At 71.5% G+C, this 15,385-nt stretch carries 16 protein-coding genes; 6 read left to right on the forward strand and 10 right to left on the reverse strand.

From position 1 onward, the window contains the following. Window positions 1-7: 7 nt before the first annotated feature. Window positions 8-466 (forward strand): DUF3093 domain-containing protein, encoded by a 459-nt coding sequence (locus CCL05_RS06155; protein ID WP_086559457.1) that lies wholly within the window; start codon window positions 8-10, stop codon window positions 464-466. Between the two features lie 74 nt (window positions 467-540). On the opposite strand, the gene CCL05_RS06160 is transcribed toward CCL05_RS06155, so the two are convergent. The 4 genes from CCL05_RS06160 to CCL05_RS06175 form a co-directional block, all read right to left on the reverse strand. Further along, window positions 541-1,494, reverse strand: a complete 954-nt coding sequence (locus CCL05_RS06160; protein ID WP_086559458.1) for a hypothetical protein — start codon at window positions 1,492-1,494, stop codon at window positions 541-543. A 13-nt stretch (window positions 1,495-1,507) separates the two neighbouring features. Then, window positions 1,508-1,804, reverse strand: a complete 297-nt coding sequence (locus tag CCL05_RS06165) for a DUF4193 domain-containing protein (protein ID WP_003993510.1) — start codon at window positions 1,802-1,804, stop codon at window positions 1,508-1,510. A gap of 405 nt (window positions 1,805-2,209) precedes the next feature. Beyond that, window positions 2,210-3,442 carry a sensor histidine kinase gene (locus CCL05_RS06170; protein WP_086559459.1) on the reverse strand — a complete coding sequence of 411 codons (1,233 nt, stop codon included), beginning with the start codon at window positions 3,440-3,442 and terminating at the stop codon, window positions 2,210-2,212. A gap of 6 nt (window positions 3,443-3,448) precedes the next feature. After that, a complete protein-coding gene (locus CCL05_RS06175) occupies window positions 3,449-4,102 on the reverse strand; it encodes a response regulator transcription factor (RefSeq protein ID WP_003993508.1) in 654 nt (217 codons plus the stop codon). Window positions 4,103-4,516: 414 nt separating this feature from the next. Between CCL05_RS06175 and CCL05_RS45120 the strand changes: the two genes are divergently transcribed. Further along, on the forward strand, window positions 4,517-4,690 hold the full coding sequence (locus CCL05_RS45120; protein WP_010035018.1) for a hypothetical protein: 174 nt from the start codon (window positions 4,517-4,519) through the stop codon (window positions 4,688-4,690). Window positions 4,691-4,779: 89 nt separating this feature from the next. On the opposite strand, the gene CCL05_RS06180 is transcribed toward CCL05_RS45120, so the two are convergent. Then, window positions 4,780-5,595 (reverse strand): inositol monophosphatase family protein, encoded by an 816-nt coding sequence (locus tag CCL05_RS06180; protein ID WP_086559460.1) that lies wholly within the window; start codon window positions 5,593-5,595, stop codon window positions 4,780-4,782. 8 nt (window positions 5,596-5,603) lie between these two features. Then, a complete protein-coding gene (locus CCL05_RS06185; protein WP_086559461.1) occupies window positions 5,604-6,731 on the reverse strand; it encodes a ferrochelatase in 1,128 nt (375 codons plus the stop codon). Window positions 6,732-6,891: 160 nt separating this feature from the next. Here CCL05_RS06185 and CCL05_RS06190 point away from each other — a divergent pair, with 160 nt between their 5' ends. The 3 genes from CCL05_RS06190 to sepH all read left to right on the forward strand — a co-directional run bounded on the left by CCL05_RS06190 (window position 6,892) and on the right by sepH (window position 10,834). Next, window positions 6,892-8,130, forward strand: a complete 1,239-nt coding sequence (locus CCL05_RS06190) for an MFS transporter (protein ID WP_086559462.1) — start codon at window positions 6,892-6,894, stop codon at window positions 8,128-8,130. Continuing rightward, on the forward strand, window positions 8,090-9,409 hold the full coding sequence (locus CCL05_RS06195; protein ID WP_086559463.1) for a D-arabinono-1,4-lactone oxidase: 1,320 nt from the start codon (window positions 8,090-8,092) through the stop codon (window positions 9,407-9,409). Before CCL05_RS06190 ends, CCL05_RS06195 begins: the two co-directional genes overlap by 41 nt. A 390-nt stretch (window positions 9,410-9,799) precedes the next feature. Further along, the gene (gene sepH / locus CCL05_RS06200) at window positions 9,800-10,834 is read left to right on the forward strand and encodes a septation protein SepH (RefSeq protein WP_086559464.1); all 1,035 of its coding nucleotides are present in this window, start codon (window positions 9,800-9,802) and stop codon (window positions 10,832-10,834) included. A gap of 109 nt (window positions 10,835-10,943) precedes the next feature. On the opposite strand, the gene CCL05_RS06205 is transcribed toward sepH, so the two are convergent. Further along, window positions 10,944-11,795, reverse strand: coding sequence for a sulfurtransferase (locus CCL05_RS06205; RefSeq protein WP_086559465.1), 852 nt, complete (start codon window positions 11,793-11,795; stop codon window positions 10,944-10,946). 250 nt (window positions 11,796-12,045) lie between these two features. Between CCL05_RS06205 and CCL05_RS06210 the strand changes: the two genes are divergently transcribed. Beyond that, the gene (locus CCL05_RS06210) at window positions 12,046-12,849 is read left to right on the forward strand and encodes a VOC family protein (protein WP_107400431.1); all 804 of its coding nucleotides are present in this window, start codon (window positions 12,046-12,048) and stop codon (window positions 12,847-12,849) included. A 16-nt stretch (window positions 12,850-12,865) separates the two neighbouring features. Here CCL05_RS06210 and CCL05_RS06215 read toward each other — a convergent pair whose 3' ends face one another. Genes CCL05_RS06215 through CCL05_RS06225 form a run of 3 tightly spaced genes read right to left on the reverse strand, consistent with a single transcriptional unit; the run spans window position 12,866 to window position 15,360 of the window. Continuing rightward, on the reverse strand, window positions 12,866-13,516 hold the full coding sequence (locus CCL05_RS06215; RefSeq protein ID WP_086559466.1) for a thymidine kinase: 651 nt from the start codon (window positions 13,514-13,516) through the stop codon (window positions 12,866-12,868). 51 nt (window positions 13,517-13,567) lie between these two features. Further along, a complete protein-coding gene (locus CCL05_RS06220; RefSeq protein WP_167409519.1) occupies window positions 13,568-14,764 on the reverse strand; it encodes an alkaline phosphatase family protein in 1,197 nt (398 codons plus the stop codon). Further along, a complete protein-coding gene (locus CCL05_RS06225) occupies window positions 14,764-15,360 on the reverse strand; it encodes a DUF5998 family protein (protein ID WP_020270574.1) in 597 nt (198 codons plus the stop codon). The genes CCL05_RS06220 and CCL05_RS06225 overlap by 1 nt, the downstream gene beginning before the upstream one ends. Between the last annotated feature and the right edge of the window lie 25 nt (window positions 15,361-15,385).

A 15,385-nucleotide genomic window follows, 5' to 3' on the forward strand; every position in this document is an offset into this window, starting at 1 on the left:
TGGCTCCATGCAGCTCTCCGCCGCCCCGTACGAAGAACGCCTGACCGCTCCCCGGTCCTGGTGGCTGATCTCGTTCCTGGTCGGGGTCTCCATGGCCCTGGTCCTGCTCCCGTTCGGCACGCTGCCGATGCTCGGCGGTCTGGCCGGCGGCACGGCGGTCGCGGCCGTCGCCGCGAGTTCGTACGGCTCGGTCCGCATCCGTGTGGTGGGTGATTCCCTGATCGCGGGCGAGGCGAAGATCCCGGTGGCGGCGCTGGGCGAGGCGGAGGTCCTGGACGCGGAGGAAACCCGCGCCTGGCGCACCCACAAGGCCGACCCGCGCGCCTTCATGCTGCTGCGCGCCTACATCCCCACCGCCCTGCGCGTGGAGGTCACGGACCCGGAGGACCCGACTCCGTACCTGTACCTGTCCACCCGCGAGCCGGAGCGCCTGGCGGAGGCGCTGAGGGCGGCGAAGTCGGAGTAGCACACTTGCGCCGGGCGTCACCCGGTGCGGGGCTTCATGAAGCCCCCGTACCCGCGCACCGCCTCGGCGTCGCCTCAGCGTCGGTCGTCGCGCTTGTCGTGTCTCTCGTCGAGGCGGCCCAAGGGGTCGTCGATGAGCTCGCCCATCTCCAGGGCGTCCGCCGGACGCTCCAGGGCGGGGAGCGCCTCCAGGGCCTCCCAGGGCACCTGCATCTTGCGCAGGTCCTCGCGGATCCGGACGGCGAGCTTTCTCGTCTCGCTGCGGTTCATGGCCGCCCCGACGGCGGCGCCCACCAGGAACGGCACCAGGTTCGGCATGCTGCGGACCATCCGCTTCGTGATCCGCTGTCGCAGCTCGCGCTTCATGCGGCTGTTCAGCGCCGTGCTCAGCGTCGACGGCCTGGTCGCGTCGATCCCGCGCTCCCCCGACCAGGCGTCGAGGTACGCCGTGCTGCGCTGCTTGAGGCTGCCGGGCGGCCGTACGCCGTAGACCTCGTGGAGTTCGGCGATCAGCTTCAGCTCGATCGCCGCGACGCCGGTGACCTCGGCGGCCAGTTCCGTCGGCATCGCGGGCGGGACGGGAAGCATCGCCGCCGCGCCGATGCCCGCTCCGACCGTCGCCGTCGCCTTCGCCGCGCCCGCGACGAGTTTGTCCGCGAGCTCTTCGGGCCCCAGGCCCGGGAACTGCCTGCGCAGGGTCGCCAGGTCCCGCACGGGGACGCGCGGGGCCAGATCGATGATCCGGTCGGCGAGGTGCGCGAGACCCGCACGGGCCCGTTCGCCGCCCTTGCGGGCGCCGCCCCAGGCCCTCTCCCGGATCGTCCCCGCCCGTCGCCGGGCGACGGGTGCGGGGACGTCGACGGACGCCGGGAGGTCACCCCGGTCCGCTGCCGGTTCGAGCGAGGCCGCCCCCGTACCGGTTGAGCCTCGCTCGTCGTCACACGCGCCGTGCTTCGGGCCGTCGATCGGCCCTTCGTCCGCTTTCCGCTTGGAGAAGCGGCGCTTCCAGGGAGGGGTCGAGCCAGTCACGGCCGACCCGTCCTCAGTCGCAGTCGCGGCAGATCGGCTGACCGTTCTTCTCCCGGGCCAGCTGGCTGCGGTGGTGCACCAGGAAGCAGCTCATGCAGGTGAACTCGTCCTGCTGCTTCGGGAGCACTCGGACTGCCAGCTCCTCGTTCGAGAGATCGGCGCCGGGCAGCTCGAGGCCTTCCGCGGCCTCGAACTCGTCGACGTCCACTGCGGAGGCCGACTTGTCGTTCCTCCGAGCCTTCAGCTCTTCGAGGCTGTCCGAGTCAACGTCGTCGTCGGTCTTGCGTGGAGTGTCGTAATCGGTTGCCATGTCGCTCTCCCCCTCTGGGTGTCTGCGGTGTCTCCAGCGCACGTAACGCGTGAGAGGCCGGACTTGTGCCCGACCTGAGGCGGAGATTTTGCCTCACATCAAGGTCTGTTACTCAATCGACACCCAACCGGACTCCTCACGAGTGATCGGCTTGGATGGCGATGGGGACCGTACACGGTCCGAATGCCGCACTACAAAGGCGTCTCACCGTGTACTTCCCGTGATCAAGACCCTCGAAAACCGGGATTTTCCCGGCTTTCCGGCAGGACACATGATCACGGAGAGTAGATGACCGGAAAAGCGCCCCTGTGATCGATCACACACGATGCACACACCGTGAGATCTTGAAAATTCCGCGCAAAGCGAACATCCCCGTGTGTCGCCGAGTTGATCGGCGACATGATCTCAGATGGGCAGCGTGACTCGCATCACGAGTCCACCCCCTTCGCGCGGCTGCGCGTAGATGTGCCCGCCGTGCGCCCGCGCCACCGACCGGACGATCGACAGACCGAGTCCCACACCCTTGTCGCTGCCCGTGCGCTCCGTGCGCAGCCGCCGGAACGGCTCGAAGAGGTTGTCGATCTCGTACGCCGGCACGACCGGGCCCGTGTTGGAGACGACCAGCACCGCCTGACCGTGCTGGACGTCGGTGGTGACCTCGACCCAGCCGCCCTCGGCCACGTTGTACCGCACGGCGTTCTGCACCAGGTTGAGGGCGATCCGCTCCAGCAGCACGCCGTTGCCCTGGACGACCGCGGGCTTCTGCTCGCCGCGGATGCGCACGCCCTTGGCCTCGGCCTCGCCGTGCACCTGGTCGATGGCCTGCTCGGCGACCTCCGCGAGGTCCACCGGGCCCCGCTCGACGATCTGGTTGTCGCTGCGGGCGAGCAGCAGCAGGCCCTCGACGAGCTGCTCGCTGCGCTCGTTGGTGGCCAGCAGCGTCTTGCCGAGTTGCTGGAGCTCCACCGGCGCGCCCGGGTCGGACAGGTGCACCTCGAGGAGCGTGCGGTTGATCGCCAGGGGTGTTCTCAGCTCGTGCGAGGCGTTGCCCACGAAGCGCTGCTGGGCGGTGAAGGCGCGCTGCAGCCGCTCCAGCATGTCGTCGAAGGTGTCCGCCAGCTCCTTGAGCTCGTCGTCCGGGCCGTCCAGCTCGATCCGGCGGGACAGGTCGGAGCCGGCCACCGCGCGGGCGGTACGGGTGATCCGGCCCAGCGGCGACAGGACCCGGCCGGCCATCGCGTAGCCGAAGGCGAAGGCGATGACCGCCAGGCCCAGCAGGGACAGGAGCGAGCGGCTGAGCAAGCTGTCCAGGGCGTGCCGGCGCTGATCATTGACGCACGCGTTCATGGCGTTGTTGAACTCGCTGGGCGAGGCCTGGTCGGGCAGGTTGCAGATGTCGCTGGTGACCTTGCCCTCGACGATCTTGAACGGCAGGACGCTGCCCACGTTCAGGGCCTGCGCGGCCAGCAGGTAGATGATCGACAGCAGCAGGATGCCGGCGATCAGGAACATGCCGCCGTAGAGCAGCGTGAGCCTTATGCGGATGGTCGGGCGCAGCCAGGGGAGCGGCGGCGCGGGCCGCCGGGGGTCCCAGGTGGGCTTCGGAGGTGCCTGAGGAGGCACGGGAGTGGTGGCCACGGCCGATCAGATCCGGTAGCCCGAGCCGGGAACGGTGACGATCACGGGCGGCTCGCCGAGCTTGCGGCGCAGGGTCATGACCGTCACGCGGACGACGTTCGTGAACGGGTCGGTGTTCTCGTCCCAGGCCTTCTCCAGCAGCTGCTCCGCCGAGACGACGGCGCCCTCGCTGCGCATCAGCACCTCCAGGACGGCGAACTCCTTGGGAGCGAGCTGGACCTCCTTGCCGTCGCGGAAGACCTCGCGGCGGTTGGGGTCGAGCTTGATCCCGGCGCGCTCCAGGACCGGCGGCAGGGGCACGCTGGTGCGCCGGCCGAGGGCCCGCACGCGCGCGATGAGCTCACTGAACGCGAACGGCTTGGGCAGATAGTCGTCGGCGCCGATCTCCAGGCCCTCCACCCGGTCGCTGACGTCGCCGGAGGCCGTGAGCATCAGCACGCGCGTGGGCATGCCGAGCTCGACGATCTTGCGGCAGACGTCGTCGCCGTGCACGAGCGGGAGGTCGCGGTCGAGGACGACCACGTCGTAGTCGTTGACGCCGATGCGCTCCAGGGCGGCCGCGCCGTCGTACACGACGTCGACGGCCATGGCCTCCCGGCGCAGTCCGGTGGCCACCGCATCGGCGAGCAGTTGCTCGTCCTCGACGACGAGTACGCGCACGTCCCTGGTCCTTCCTCATGTCCACCCGCGTAGCGCCGCACAGGCGCAGCCGGGCAGGGGTCTTCGACGGTCTGTTGGTGTGTTGCCCTCCATCCTGCCCTTTTCGGCCATAAGTCGGAGGTAAGGCGGGTGAGCGGGCGGGGCCCGATGCGGAATAAGAGATTTTCTCCCGCGGTTAGGTTTCCACGGAAGGGAGCTTGGGGAGGACGGCTTTACATCCCACGATCACCCTCTGCTGGCACCGCACCACCATGCGGTGCGCGTCAACCCGCTTTGCCGCAGGGCGGGCGTGGGTGTCCGGCACCGTCGCCGCCCGGCCGACCGGCGCTGGGCATCCACAGGAGACGTGATCGTCCCTTCCTAATGGCACACCCCCGTGCCAACGACCCACGACCCAGGACGAGGGGGCGCAGCATGGACGCATTCACCGCAGGACTTCTGCAGCGCATAAGGGCGACCGAGTCCGATCTGTCCCGGGCTCGCGACGAGGGCGACGACTTCCTCGTCGAGGTGGAGCAGGGCGAGCTCGACGACCTGCGCCGCCTCGCCGCCGAGCACGGTGTGGAGGTCGGCGCGACGAGCGTCTGATCAGGCGTACGGAGCGGGCCCCGGCGAATCCAGCGCCGGGGCCCGCTCCGTCGTTCCAGGGGTCGGTTCCAGGGGCCAGTTCCAGGGGGTCAGTCGTGCCAGGCGCCGAAGTCCTCCAGGAGGCCCTGGAGGGGCTCGAAGACGCCCGGGGTGCCCGCGACCGTCAGATCCCCTGACGGGCGCTCTCCGGGGCGTCCACCGGTCAGCGCGCCCGCCTCCCGGGCGATCAGGTCGCCCGCCGCGACGTCCCAGGCGTGCAGACCGCGCTCGTAGTAGCCGTCGAGGCGTCCGGCCGCCAGGTCGCACAGGTCGACCGCGGCCGAACCGCCCCGCCGGATGTCGCGCAGCAGCGGAATCAGCCGCTGGGCGACCTCGGCCTGGTGGGCGCGGACCTCGGCCACGTAGTTGAAGCCCGTGGAGACCAGCGCCTGGTCCAGGGGCGGCGCGGGCCGGCAGGCCAGCCTGCGCTCGCCGTCCCAGGCGCCGGTGGCCCAGGCACCGCCGCCGAGCACCGCGTGGAAGGTCTCGCCGCGCATCGGGGCCGCGACGACCCCGACGACGGTCTCGCCGTCCCGCTCGGCGGCGATGGAGACGGACCAGGTGGGCAGCCCGTACAGGTAGTTGACCGTGCCGTCGAGCGGGTCGATGACCCAGCGGACGCCGCTCGTGCCCTCCGTGGCGGCGCCCTCCTCGCCGAGGATGCCGTCGTCCGGGCGGCGCTCGGCGATCAGGCCGGTGATCAGCTTCTCGGCCGCGATGTCCATCTCCGTGACGACGTCGATGGGGCTGGACTTGGTCGCGGCCACCGCGAGGTCGGCCGGTCGTCCGTCCCGCAGCAGCGCGCCCGCGCGCCGGGCGGCCTCCTGGGCGAGAGCGAGCAGGTCCTGGAGCAGGGGGTCGGTCACGGGGCTCCTCACGCGTAGGTGCTGTCGGCGCCCGCGGCGGCGGGCCGGGGGGCGCGGGCCGGGCAGCAGCCGGCCGGGCAGAGGTGGTGGCTCGCCCCGAGGGCGCCCAGGGCGCAGGGCGTGACCTCCTGCCCGCGCTCGACGGCGGCGCGCTCCACGACGAGCTCGCGGATCGCGGCGGCGAACCTCGGGTCGGCGCCGACGGTCGCCGAGCGGCGCATCGGCAGCCCCAGCTCCTCCGCCTTGGCCCTGGCCTCCGTGTCGAGGTCGTAGAGGACCTCCATGTGGTCGGAGACGAACCCGATGGGGGCGATCACCACAGCCGGGACGCCGGCCGCGTGCCGCTCGTCGAGGTGGTCGCAGATGTCGGGCTCCAGCCACGGGATGTGCGGGGCGCCGGAGCGGGACTGGTAGACGAGCTGCCAGGGGTGGTCGACGCCGGTGCGCTCCCGGACGGCGTCCGCGATCAGCTGCGCCACGTCCAGGTGCTGCCTGACGTACGCGCCGCCGTCGCCGTGGTCCTCGACGGGCCCGGAGGTGTCGGCGGAGGCCGTCGGGATCGAGTGCGTCGAGAAGGCGAGGTGCGCCCCGTCCCGGACGTCCTCGGGCAGCTCGGCGAGGGAGCGGATCACCCCGTCGATCATGGGCTCGAGGAAGCCGGGGTGGTTGAAGTAGTGCCGCAGCTTGTCGACCTTCGGCGGCTCCAGCCCCTCGGCCTGAAGCGCCGCGAGCGCGTCGGCGAGGTTCTCGCGGTACTGGCGGCAGCCCGAGTACGAGGCGTAGGCGCTGGTGGCGAGGACCAGGATGCGGCGGCGGCCGTCGCGGACCATCTCGCGCAGCGTGTCCGTCAGATACGGCGCCCAGTTGCGGTTGCCCCAGTAGACGGGCAGGTCCAGGCCGTGCTCGGCGAAGTCCTTGCGCAGGGCGTCCAGCAGGGCGCGGTTCTGGTCGTTGATGGGGCTGACCCCGCCGAACAGGAAGTAGTGCTGCCCGACTTCCTTGAGGCGTTCCTTGGGGATGCCGCGCCCGCGCGTCACGTTCTCCAGGAACGGGACCACGTCGTCCGGGCCTTCCGGGCCGCCGAAGGAGAGCAGGAGCAGGGCGTCGTAGGGGCTGACATCGCGCGCGTCTGGCATGAGTCGATCCTGCCACCCTGCACTGACAGCCGGGAAACGGCGGGGTGACACCTGCGCGGCGGCCGGCCGCCGGGCGGGCCTTGACGGGTGCGTCGGGCGCACCCGGAGGCGTAATCTGTGTCAACTGCGTTCGCAGCTTACTGAGCCTTTCGGAGACCCCGTGCCCAGCCCCTACCGCGCCCTGTTCGCCGCCCCCGGCACCAAGGGCTTCTCCACCGCGGGCTTCCTCGGCCGTATGCCCGTGTCGATGATGGGCATCGGCGTCGTCACGATGGTCTCCCAGCTCACCGGACGGTACGGCCTGGCCGGCGCCCTGTCGGCCACCATCGCGCTGGCGGCGGCGGTGGCCGGACCGCAGGTCTCGCGGCTGGTGGACCAGTACGGACAGCGGCGGGTGCTGCGGCCTGCGACGCTGATCTCGCTGACCGCGGCGGCCGTCCTGCTGTGCGCGGCGCACTACGGGTGGCCGGACCGGGTGCTGTTCCTCGCCTGCGTCGGCATCGGCTGCGTGCCGAGCGTCGGCGCGATGATCCGGGCCCGCTGGGCGGCGCTGTACCGGGGCACGCCGCAACTGCACACCGCGTACTCCTTCGAGTCCGTGGTGGACGAGGTGTGCTTCATCTTCGGGCCGATCATCTCCATCGGTCTGTCCACGGCCTGGTTCCCGGAGGCCGGTCCGCTGCTCGCCGCCTGTTTCCTGGCCGTGGGCGTCTTCTGGCTGACCGCGCAGCGCGCCACCGAGCCGGAACCGCACCCGCGCGAGCACCGCGGCGGGGGCACGGCCCTGCGCTCGCGGGGCCTTCAGGTCCTGGTGGCCACCTTCGCGGCGACCGGGGCGATCTTCGGGGCGGTCGACGTGGTCACCGTGGCCTTCGCCGACGCGGAGGGGCACAAGGCCGCCGCGAGCATCATCCTGGCGCTGTACGCGGCCGGTTCCTGTGTGGCGGGCATGGTCTTCGGGCTGCTGCACTTCGCCGGGGCGCCGGAACGCCGGTGGTTGCTGGGCGTGTGTGCCATGGCCGTGAGTATGATCCCCCTCCTACTGGTCGGAAACTTGCCGTTTCTGGCCGTGGCGCTGTTCGTTGCGGGACTGTCCATCGCTCCGACGATGATCACGACGATGTCCCTCATCGAAGAGCACGTACCACGTGCGCAGCTCACCGAGGGCATGACCTGGGTGAGCACCGGGCTCGCGGTGGGGGTCGCGCTCGGCTCCTCCGCGGCCGGCTGGGTGATCGACGCGGCCGGAGCACGTGCCGGGTACGGGGTTCCGGCGGTGGCCGGGGCCGTCGCGGTCGCGGTGGGTTTCCTCGGATTCCGTCGGCTCAAGCGGCCGGCTACGGGTCGGGGAGGCTCCGTTGAGCAGCACGGCGAACGGAAAGAACGGCACGTGGCGTAACTGGGGCGGCAATGTCTCCGCGCGTCCCGCGCGGGAGGTCACCCCGGCCTCCGTCGACGAACTGGCCGCCGCCGTGCGGCGGGCCGCCGAGGACGGCCTGAAGGTGAAGGCCGTCGGCACGGGGCACTCCTTCACGTCCATAGCGGCGACGGACGGTGTGTTGATCCGTCCTCAACTGTTGACCGGGATACGCGCCATTGATCGCGAGGCCATGACCGTCACGGTGGAGGCCGGCACCCCGCTCAAGAGACTCAACATGGCCCTCGCCCGGGAGGGACTGTCGCTGACGAACATGGGCGACATCATGGAGCAGACGGTCTCGGGGGCGATAAGCACCGGCACGCACGGCACGGGCCGTGACTCCGGCTCGATCGCCGCCCAGATCAAGGGCCTTGAACTGGTCACCGCCGACGGCTCGGTCCTCACCTGCTCCGAGAAGGAGAACCCGGAGGTCTTCGCGGCCGCCCGCATCGGCCTCGGCGCCCTGGGCATCGTCACCGCGATCACGTTCGCCGTGGAGCCGGTCTTCCTGCTCACGGCCCGCGAGGAGCCGATGCCGTTCGACCGGGTCCTCGCCGACTTCGAGGAACTCTGGGCCGAGAACGAGCACTTCGAGTTCTACTGGTTCCCGCACACCGGGAGCACCAACACCAAGCGCAACAACCGCAGCGCGGGCCCGGAGAAGCCGGTGCCGCAGCTCCAGAGCTGGTTCGAGGACGAGTTCCTCTCCAACGGGGTCTTCCAGGTGGCCAACTGGGTCGGCCGCGCGGTGCCCGCCACGATCCCCGCGATCGCCCAGATCTCCAGCAAGGCCCTGTCCGCGCGGACTTACACGGACATCCCCTACAAGGTCTTCACCTCGCCGCGCCGGGTGCGCTTCGTGGAGATGGAGTACGCCGTTCCGCGCGCGGCCGTCGTCGAGGCGCTGCGCGAACTGAAGACGATGGTCGACCGTTCCGGTCTGAAGGTCAGCTTCCCCGTGGAGGTGCGCACGGCACCGGCGGACGACATCACGCTGTCCACCGCCTCGGGCCGGGACACCGCCTACATCGCCGTCCACATGTTCCAGGGCACGCCCTACCAGCGGTACTTCACCGCGGCCGAGCGCATCTTCACCGCCCACGAGGGACGTCCGCACTGGGGCAAGGTGCACACCAGGGACGCCGCGTACTTCTCCCGGGTGTATCCGCGCTTCGAAGAGTTCACGGCGTTGCGGGACCGGCTCGATCCTGATCGGCGGTTCCAGAACGACTACTTGCGGAGGGTCCTGGGGGCGTAGGGGACGCGCCGGGGGTGGCGTTCCCCACGTTCAAGATCGCGCAATGGGGGCAGCGGACGGCCGAGTCCGCCCCCTTGCCAGAAGTTCGGCGGCGCGCCAATCCACGCACGTGGCCCGAATGGAGTACTGTTGCGAGCCCTGGGTCCGGTCTCCCGTCAGGGTGCACGGGGCCTTTAAGGACCGCCGGGAGGGGGCTAGTTGCACAGGGTGACAGAGTTCGTCACTTAGCGTTGCGAATAGGTAACCGTGCCATAACGGCGATCCAGGGCCCGCGCCCGACACGCCGGGCAACTCGGCAAGGTTGTGGCAGGCTGCACCCGGGCAGGCCACACTCGACTAGCGGAAGCAGCGACGCACGTGACGTCGGCAGGCACCACCCGGGAGGTCCCCATGCCCGAACTGCGTGTCGTGGCCGTCTCGAATGACGGCACACGGCTGGTGCTGAAGGCTGCGGACAGCACGGAGTACACGCTTCCCATCGACGAACGGCTCCGCGCCGCCGTGCGCGGCGACCGTCCTCGCCTGGGCCAGATCGAGATCGAGGTGGAGAGCCACCTCCGCCCCCGCGACATCCAGGCGCGTATACGAGCCGGCGCGACGGCGGAAGAGGTCGCGCAGCTCGCCGGCATCCCCGTGGACCGCGTCCGCCGCTTCGAGGGTCCGGTGCTCGCCGAGCGTGCGTTCATGGCCGAGCGGGCCCGCAAGACCCCGGTCCGCCGCCCCGGCGAGAACTCCGGTCCGCCGCTGGGCGAGGCCGTGGCGGAGCGGCTGCTGCTGCGCGGTGCCGAGAAGGACACCGTCCAGTGGGACTCCTGGCGTCGCGACGACGGCACGTGGGAAGTCCTGCTGGTCTACCGCGTCGCGGGCGAACCGCACTCGGCGAGCTGGACATACGACCCGCCCCGGCGGCTCGTCCAGGCCGTCGACGACGAGGCACGCATGCTCATCGGCGAGACCGACGACCTGGCCGCGCCCGAGCCCAGCTTCCCGTTCGTCCCGCGGATCGCCCGGCTGCCGCGCGACCGGCCGCTGGACCGTTCCGCCGACCGGGAGCGGCCCAGCCTTCCGGCGGCGGCGTCCGAGCCGGTGGAGGAGAGCACGGGTGAGCGGGACTCGCTGACCAGCCTGCTGGAGGCGGTGCCGAGTTTCCGCGGCGACTTGGTCGTGCCGGAGCGCCCCGCTCCGGAGCCCGAGGAGGAGCCCGTCGCCGAAGCCGAGGAGGAGGAACCCCCGGCTCCCGCGGCCTCGGCCGGTTCCGCCTACGCGGACGTCCTCATGCCGCGCTCCGTCGGCAGCCACCGCGACCGGCTCATCGGGGCCACCGACCGCCAGGCCGAGGCCGACGGCGTCCGGCCCGGCCGCAGAGCCGCCGTCCCGAGCTGGGACGAGATCGTGTTCGGGACGCGGCGCAAGAAGCAGGAGTAGCCGGATCGGCTGCAGGAGGACGAGGACCGCGCCTCGTGGGCGCGGCCTTCGCTCTCCTGCCCGGTTACCGACGATGGCTCATGCCCGGTTGCCGAGAACTCCTGCCGGGTTACTGAGGATCCGGTCCCACGGCCACCGGCCGGTCCGGGTCCGAGGACCACTCAGACCACGAACCCACGTACAGCTCCGCCGGAATGCCCGCGACCGCCAGCGCCAGGACCTCATGCGCCGCGGACACCCCCGACCCGCAGTACACGCCGACCCTCGCGCCCTCGCTCACCCCGAGCCCCTGGAAACGCGCGCGCAGTTCCCCGGCGGGGAGGAAGCACCCGTCCGCCCCCACGTTCTCCGTGGTGGGCGCCGACACCGCTCCCGGGATGTGCCCGGCCACCGGATCGATCGGCTCCACCTCGCCCCGGTACCGCTCCCCCGCCCGCGCGTCCAGCAGCACCCCGGAGCGCGCCAACGCCGCGGCGGCGTCGGCGTCGAGCAGGCCGGCCGCCCCGGGCTCGGGTACGAAGTCGCCCTCGGCCGGAGTCGGCACGGTCTTCTCCAGCGGACCCTCCCAGGCCGGCAACCCGCCGTCGAGGACTCGCACGTCCGGGTGACCCGTCCAGCGCAGCAGCCACCACGCCCGGGCCGCCGCCCAGCCCTGGCCGCCGTCGTAGACGACCACCGGCGTCCCGGACGACACACCCGCCCGGCGCATCGCGGCACCGAAGCGCGCGAGGTCGGGCAGCGGATGCCGGCCGCCCTCCCCCGGCGCCGAGGCCAACTCCCGGTCCAGGTCGACGAAGACGGCCCCCGGAAGGTGCCCTTCCTCGTATGCGGCACGGCCGTCGTACGGCGGCTCACCGGTCGCTTTGGCCATGGTGAGCTGCCAGCGGACATCGAGCAGGACGGGCGGGTTGGCACCCGTCAGATCGCTCGCGAGGTCGGATGCGGAGATGATGGCGTTCATGGCTCCATCCTCGCGCACAGGGGTGGCCGAGCCATGCGGGTCCGGCTACTCTGCTCGGCCGAACGGAACGCTCACGCGCTGTACGGGAACAAGCACTTGCTGTACAGCTGAACGACACGTGCCGGCAAGCGCGCCGCACGGTGCAGCGCACCGCCCGTCAGGCATTCTCCCGGACAGGGGCCGCCCCGCTGGACGTACCCCCGTGGGCTGCGGAGAGCGCGTCCACCGCGAGGCCGAGAAGAGAGTGACGATGACCGACGCACGGGAGTCCGCCGGCCCGAACGACGCAGGACCCGTTCGGCACGCGCCCGGCACCCCCTGCTGGGTGAGCCTGATGGTGCACGGGCCGGCCGCGACCCAGGAGTTCTACGGAACGCTGTTCGGCTGGGAGTTCCAGCCGGGCCCCCGGCAACTCGGCCCGTACGTACGGGCGCTGCTCGACGGACACGAGGTGGCGGGCATCGGCCAACTGCCCCCGGACCGCCATCTGCCCATCGCGTGGACCCCCTACTTCGCCTCGGAGAACGTCGATCTGACCGCCGAGACGGTACGCAGCTGCGGCGGCACGATCGGCGTGGGCCCGCTGGACGCCGCCGACGCGGGCCGTCTGGCGATCTGTTCCGATCCCTCGGGTGCGGTCTTCGGCGTCTGGCAGGCCGCCGCTCACCACGGCACGTCCGTCTCGGGCGCCCCCGGCACGCCCGCCTGGAACGAGCTGCTGACCTACGAGTCGGCGAGCGTCGCCAAGTTCTACCGGTCGGTGTTCGGCTACCAGGAGGAGCCGGTGGTGTCCGCCGGCTTGGACTACGTGACCCTGCACCTCGGGGACCGGCCCGTCGCCGGCATCCACGGGCTGGGGCAGGCGCTGCCCCGCGACCGGGGCCCGCACTGGGTGACGTACTTCCAGGCCGACGACGTCGACGGCGCACTGGACCGCCTGGTGCAGCTGGGCGGGCACGTCCTCAAGCCGGCCCATGACACGGCGCACGGCCGGGTGGCGATGGTGGCGGACCCGGAGGGGGCACCGTTCGCGCTGCTGCGACGGCAGCGCTGACGCACCGCCCGAGTGGTCAGGAGGACGACACCGGCAGCACGTCCGGGGACAGGGCCGCCGCGTGGGCCGCCGCCGAGGTCATACGGCGCCGGTGGTGGCGGCGGCACAGGACTTCGTAGCCGACCTCGTCGCTGGAGTGGGTGACGTCTCCGACGACCACCTGGGCGCCCTCGACGACCATGACGCCGCCTATCGTGCGGGCGTTGTGCGTGGCCCGGGCGCCGCACCAGCACAGGGCCTCGACCTGGAGCACCTCGACCCGGTCGGCCAGTTCCACCAGCCGCTGGGAGCCGGGGAACAGCTTGGAACGGAAGTCGGTCGTGATGCCGAAGGCGTAGACGTCCAGGCCCAGGTCGTCGACCACCCGCGCGAGTTGGTCGATCTGCTCCGGCGCGAGGAACTGCGCCTCGTCGGCGATCACGTAGTCCGCTCGGCCGCCCTGCGAGAGGTGGTCGACGAGGTAGGCGTAGAGGTCCTGGCCGTCCTCGACCTCCACCGCGTCCGTGACCAGGCCGAGGCGCGAGGACAGCTTGCCCTCGCCGGCGCGGTCGTCACGCGAGAAGATCATGCCCTGGAGGCCGCGCGCCGAGCGGTTGTGCTCGATCTGGAGAGCCAGCGTCGACTTCCCACAGTCCATCGTTCCGGAGAAGAACACCAGCTCGGGCATGTCGAGTTGAGCACCTTTCGGCGAGAGGGGTCGGGCGAACGGGGTGGGGCTTCAGGAGCGTACTTCGAGCAGCGGGACCAACTGCTCGGCGGGGGTCATCGAACCGTGGTTGCCGACCATCGCCGACTCCTTCGGCTCCCGCTCGGAGGCGATGAGCAGGACGTCGTCGCGCGCGGCGGCGACCACGTCGCCGATCCGGCCGTACACCCGTTCGTCGATCTTCGGGCCGAACCAGCCCGCCGCGATGGCCTCGTCGCGTGAGGCCACCCAGAACTGCTCGCCGAGCACCTCGCGCCAGCAGGTCAGGACGTCGTTCGCGGCGCCGGGCACCGCGTAGACGTGCCGGGCGCGGCCCTCGCCGCCGAGCAGGGCGACTCCGGCGCTCAGCTCCCAGTCCTCGTCGAAGTCGATGCGGTGCTCTTCGTCGAAGGGCACGTCGATCATGCCGTGGTCGGCGGTGACGTAGAGGGCGCTGCGCGGCGGCAGTTGCTCGGCCAGGCGCTGGACCAGGCGGTCGGCGTACATGAGCTGGCCGCGCCAGGTATCGGAGTCGACGCCGAAGCGGTGGCCGGCGCCGTCGACCTCGGCGAAGTACGTGTAGACCAGGGAGCGGTCGCCCGCGGCCAGTTGCTCGGCCGCCAGGTCCATCCGGTCCTCGCCGGTCAGCCGCCCGAGGAACGTTCCGCCACTGAGCGCGACCCTGGTCAGCGGGGTGTTCTCGAAGGTCGGGGACGACACCTGCGCGGCGTGCACGCCCGCCTCGTGGGCCAGCTGGAAGACCGTCGGGTACGGCTGCCAGGGGCCGGGCGGGGCCCACGGCTGCCAGCGCAGCTGGTTCATCAGCTCGCCGGTGTCCGGGTTGCGCACGGTGTAGCCGGGCAGGCCGTGCACGCCGGGCGGCAGGCCGGTGCCGACCGAGGCGAGGGAGGTGGCCGTGGTCGCCGGGTAGCCGGCGGTGAGCGGACGTCCGGTGCCGCCGCGCGAGGTGGCGAGCAGAGACGTCATGAAGGGGGCGTCCTCGGGGTGCGCCCTGAGCTGCTCCCAGCCGAGGCCGTCGATCAGGAACACGCAGTTCCGGTCGGCGGGGGTCAGCTCGGAGATCGCGGCGCTCATGCCCGGCACGCCCAGGCCGGCGGCCAGCGTGGGCAGCAGGTCGGCGAGGGAGCCGCTGCCGTACTCGGGGGCCGGTGCGGAGGTGACGGTGAGCGGTTCGGGATGCTGGTCCCAGGCCGTCTTGGGGTGTGCCATCAGCGAGCGGTGTCCGCGGTCGCCTCGGAGAGCGCCTGCGCGAAGGCGAGTGCCTGGCGCACGGTCTCCGGTCCGTCCCCCGCCTCGCTGACGCGCAGACTGAGGTCGTCCGCCGTCGAGTTGCCGGTGTAGCCGTGGTCCGCCTCGCAGTTGGGGTCGCCGCAGGCGGCCGGCTCCAGGTCGATGCGGGAGACGGCGCCCCAGCCGATGGTGAGGACGACCTCACGGGGCAGGGTGCCCGGCTTGTACGACTCCGGGTTGGCGACCACGCGGCTGACCACGATCGACGAGATCCGGCTCATCTTCACGGACTCCGTCGACGTCGTGGCGTACGGCGTCGGGGAGGTGCTGTCGGCGGCCTGTTCGTCGGTGTGGCTGACGATGAAGCGGTGGTCCGTGAGGACGAGCACCGTCACATGCCGCCGTACCTCGTTCTGGTCGAACGTCGTCTCCTGGTGGACCAGGTACGACCGGATGGGCTCGCCGCCCACGGCGGCCTCCACCGCCTCGGCCACGAGGGCCGGGTAGTAGCCGCTGCGCTCGATCGCCGCCCGCAGCCCCTGGGTCGTCGTACTGGTCTTGGCCATGACGCCCATCCTACGGGGGACCACTGACTGCGAG

The organism is Streptomyces africanus (assembly GCF_002150735.1).
Taxonomy (GTDB): Bacteria; Actinomycetota; Actinomycetes; order Streptomycetales; family Streptomycetaceae; genus Streptomyces; species Streptomyces africanus.

Coding starts and splice junctions, on each gene's coding strand:
- CCL05_RS06155 (WP_086559457.1), top strand. CDS start 8: ATGCAGCTCTCCGCCGCCCCGTACGAAGAACGCCTGACCGCTCCCCGG.
- CCL05_RS06165 (WP_003993510.1), bottom strand. CDS start 1,804: ATGGCAACCGATTACGACACTCCACGCAAGACCGACGACGACGTTGAC.
- CCL05_RS45120 (WP_010035018.1), top strand. CDS start 4,517: ATGGACGCATTCACCGCAGGACTTCTGCAGCGCATAAGGGCGACCGAG.
- CCL05_RS06185 (WP_086559461.1), bottom strand. CDS start 6,731: ATGCCAGACGCGCGCGATGTCAGCCCCTACGACGCCCTGCTCCTGCTC.
- sepH (WP_086559464.1), top strand. CDS start 9,800: ATGCCCGAACTGCGTGTCGTGGCCGTCTCGAATGACGGCACACGGCTG.
- CCL05_RS06205 (WP_086559465.1), bottom strand. CDS start 11,795: ATGAACGCCATCATCTCCGCATCCGACCTCGCGAGCGATCTGACGGGT.
- CCL05_RS06210 (WP_107400431.1), top strand. CDS start 12,046: ATGACCGACGCACGGGAGTCCGCCGGCCCGAACGACGCAGGACCCGTT.
- CCL05_RS06215 (WP_086559466.1), bottom strand. CDS start 13,516: ATGCCCGAGCTGGTGTTCTTCTCCGGAACGATGGACTGTGGGAAGTCG.
- CCL05_RS06220 (WP_167409519.1), bottom strand. CDS start 14,764: ATGGCACACCCCAAGACGGCCTGGGACCAGCATCCCGAACCGCTCACC.
- CCL05_RS06225 (WP_020270574.1), bottom strand. CDS start 15,360: ATGGGCGTCATGGCCAAGACCAGTACGACGACCCAGGGGCTGCGGGCG.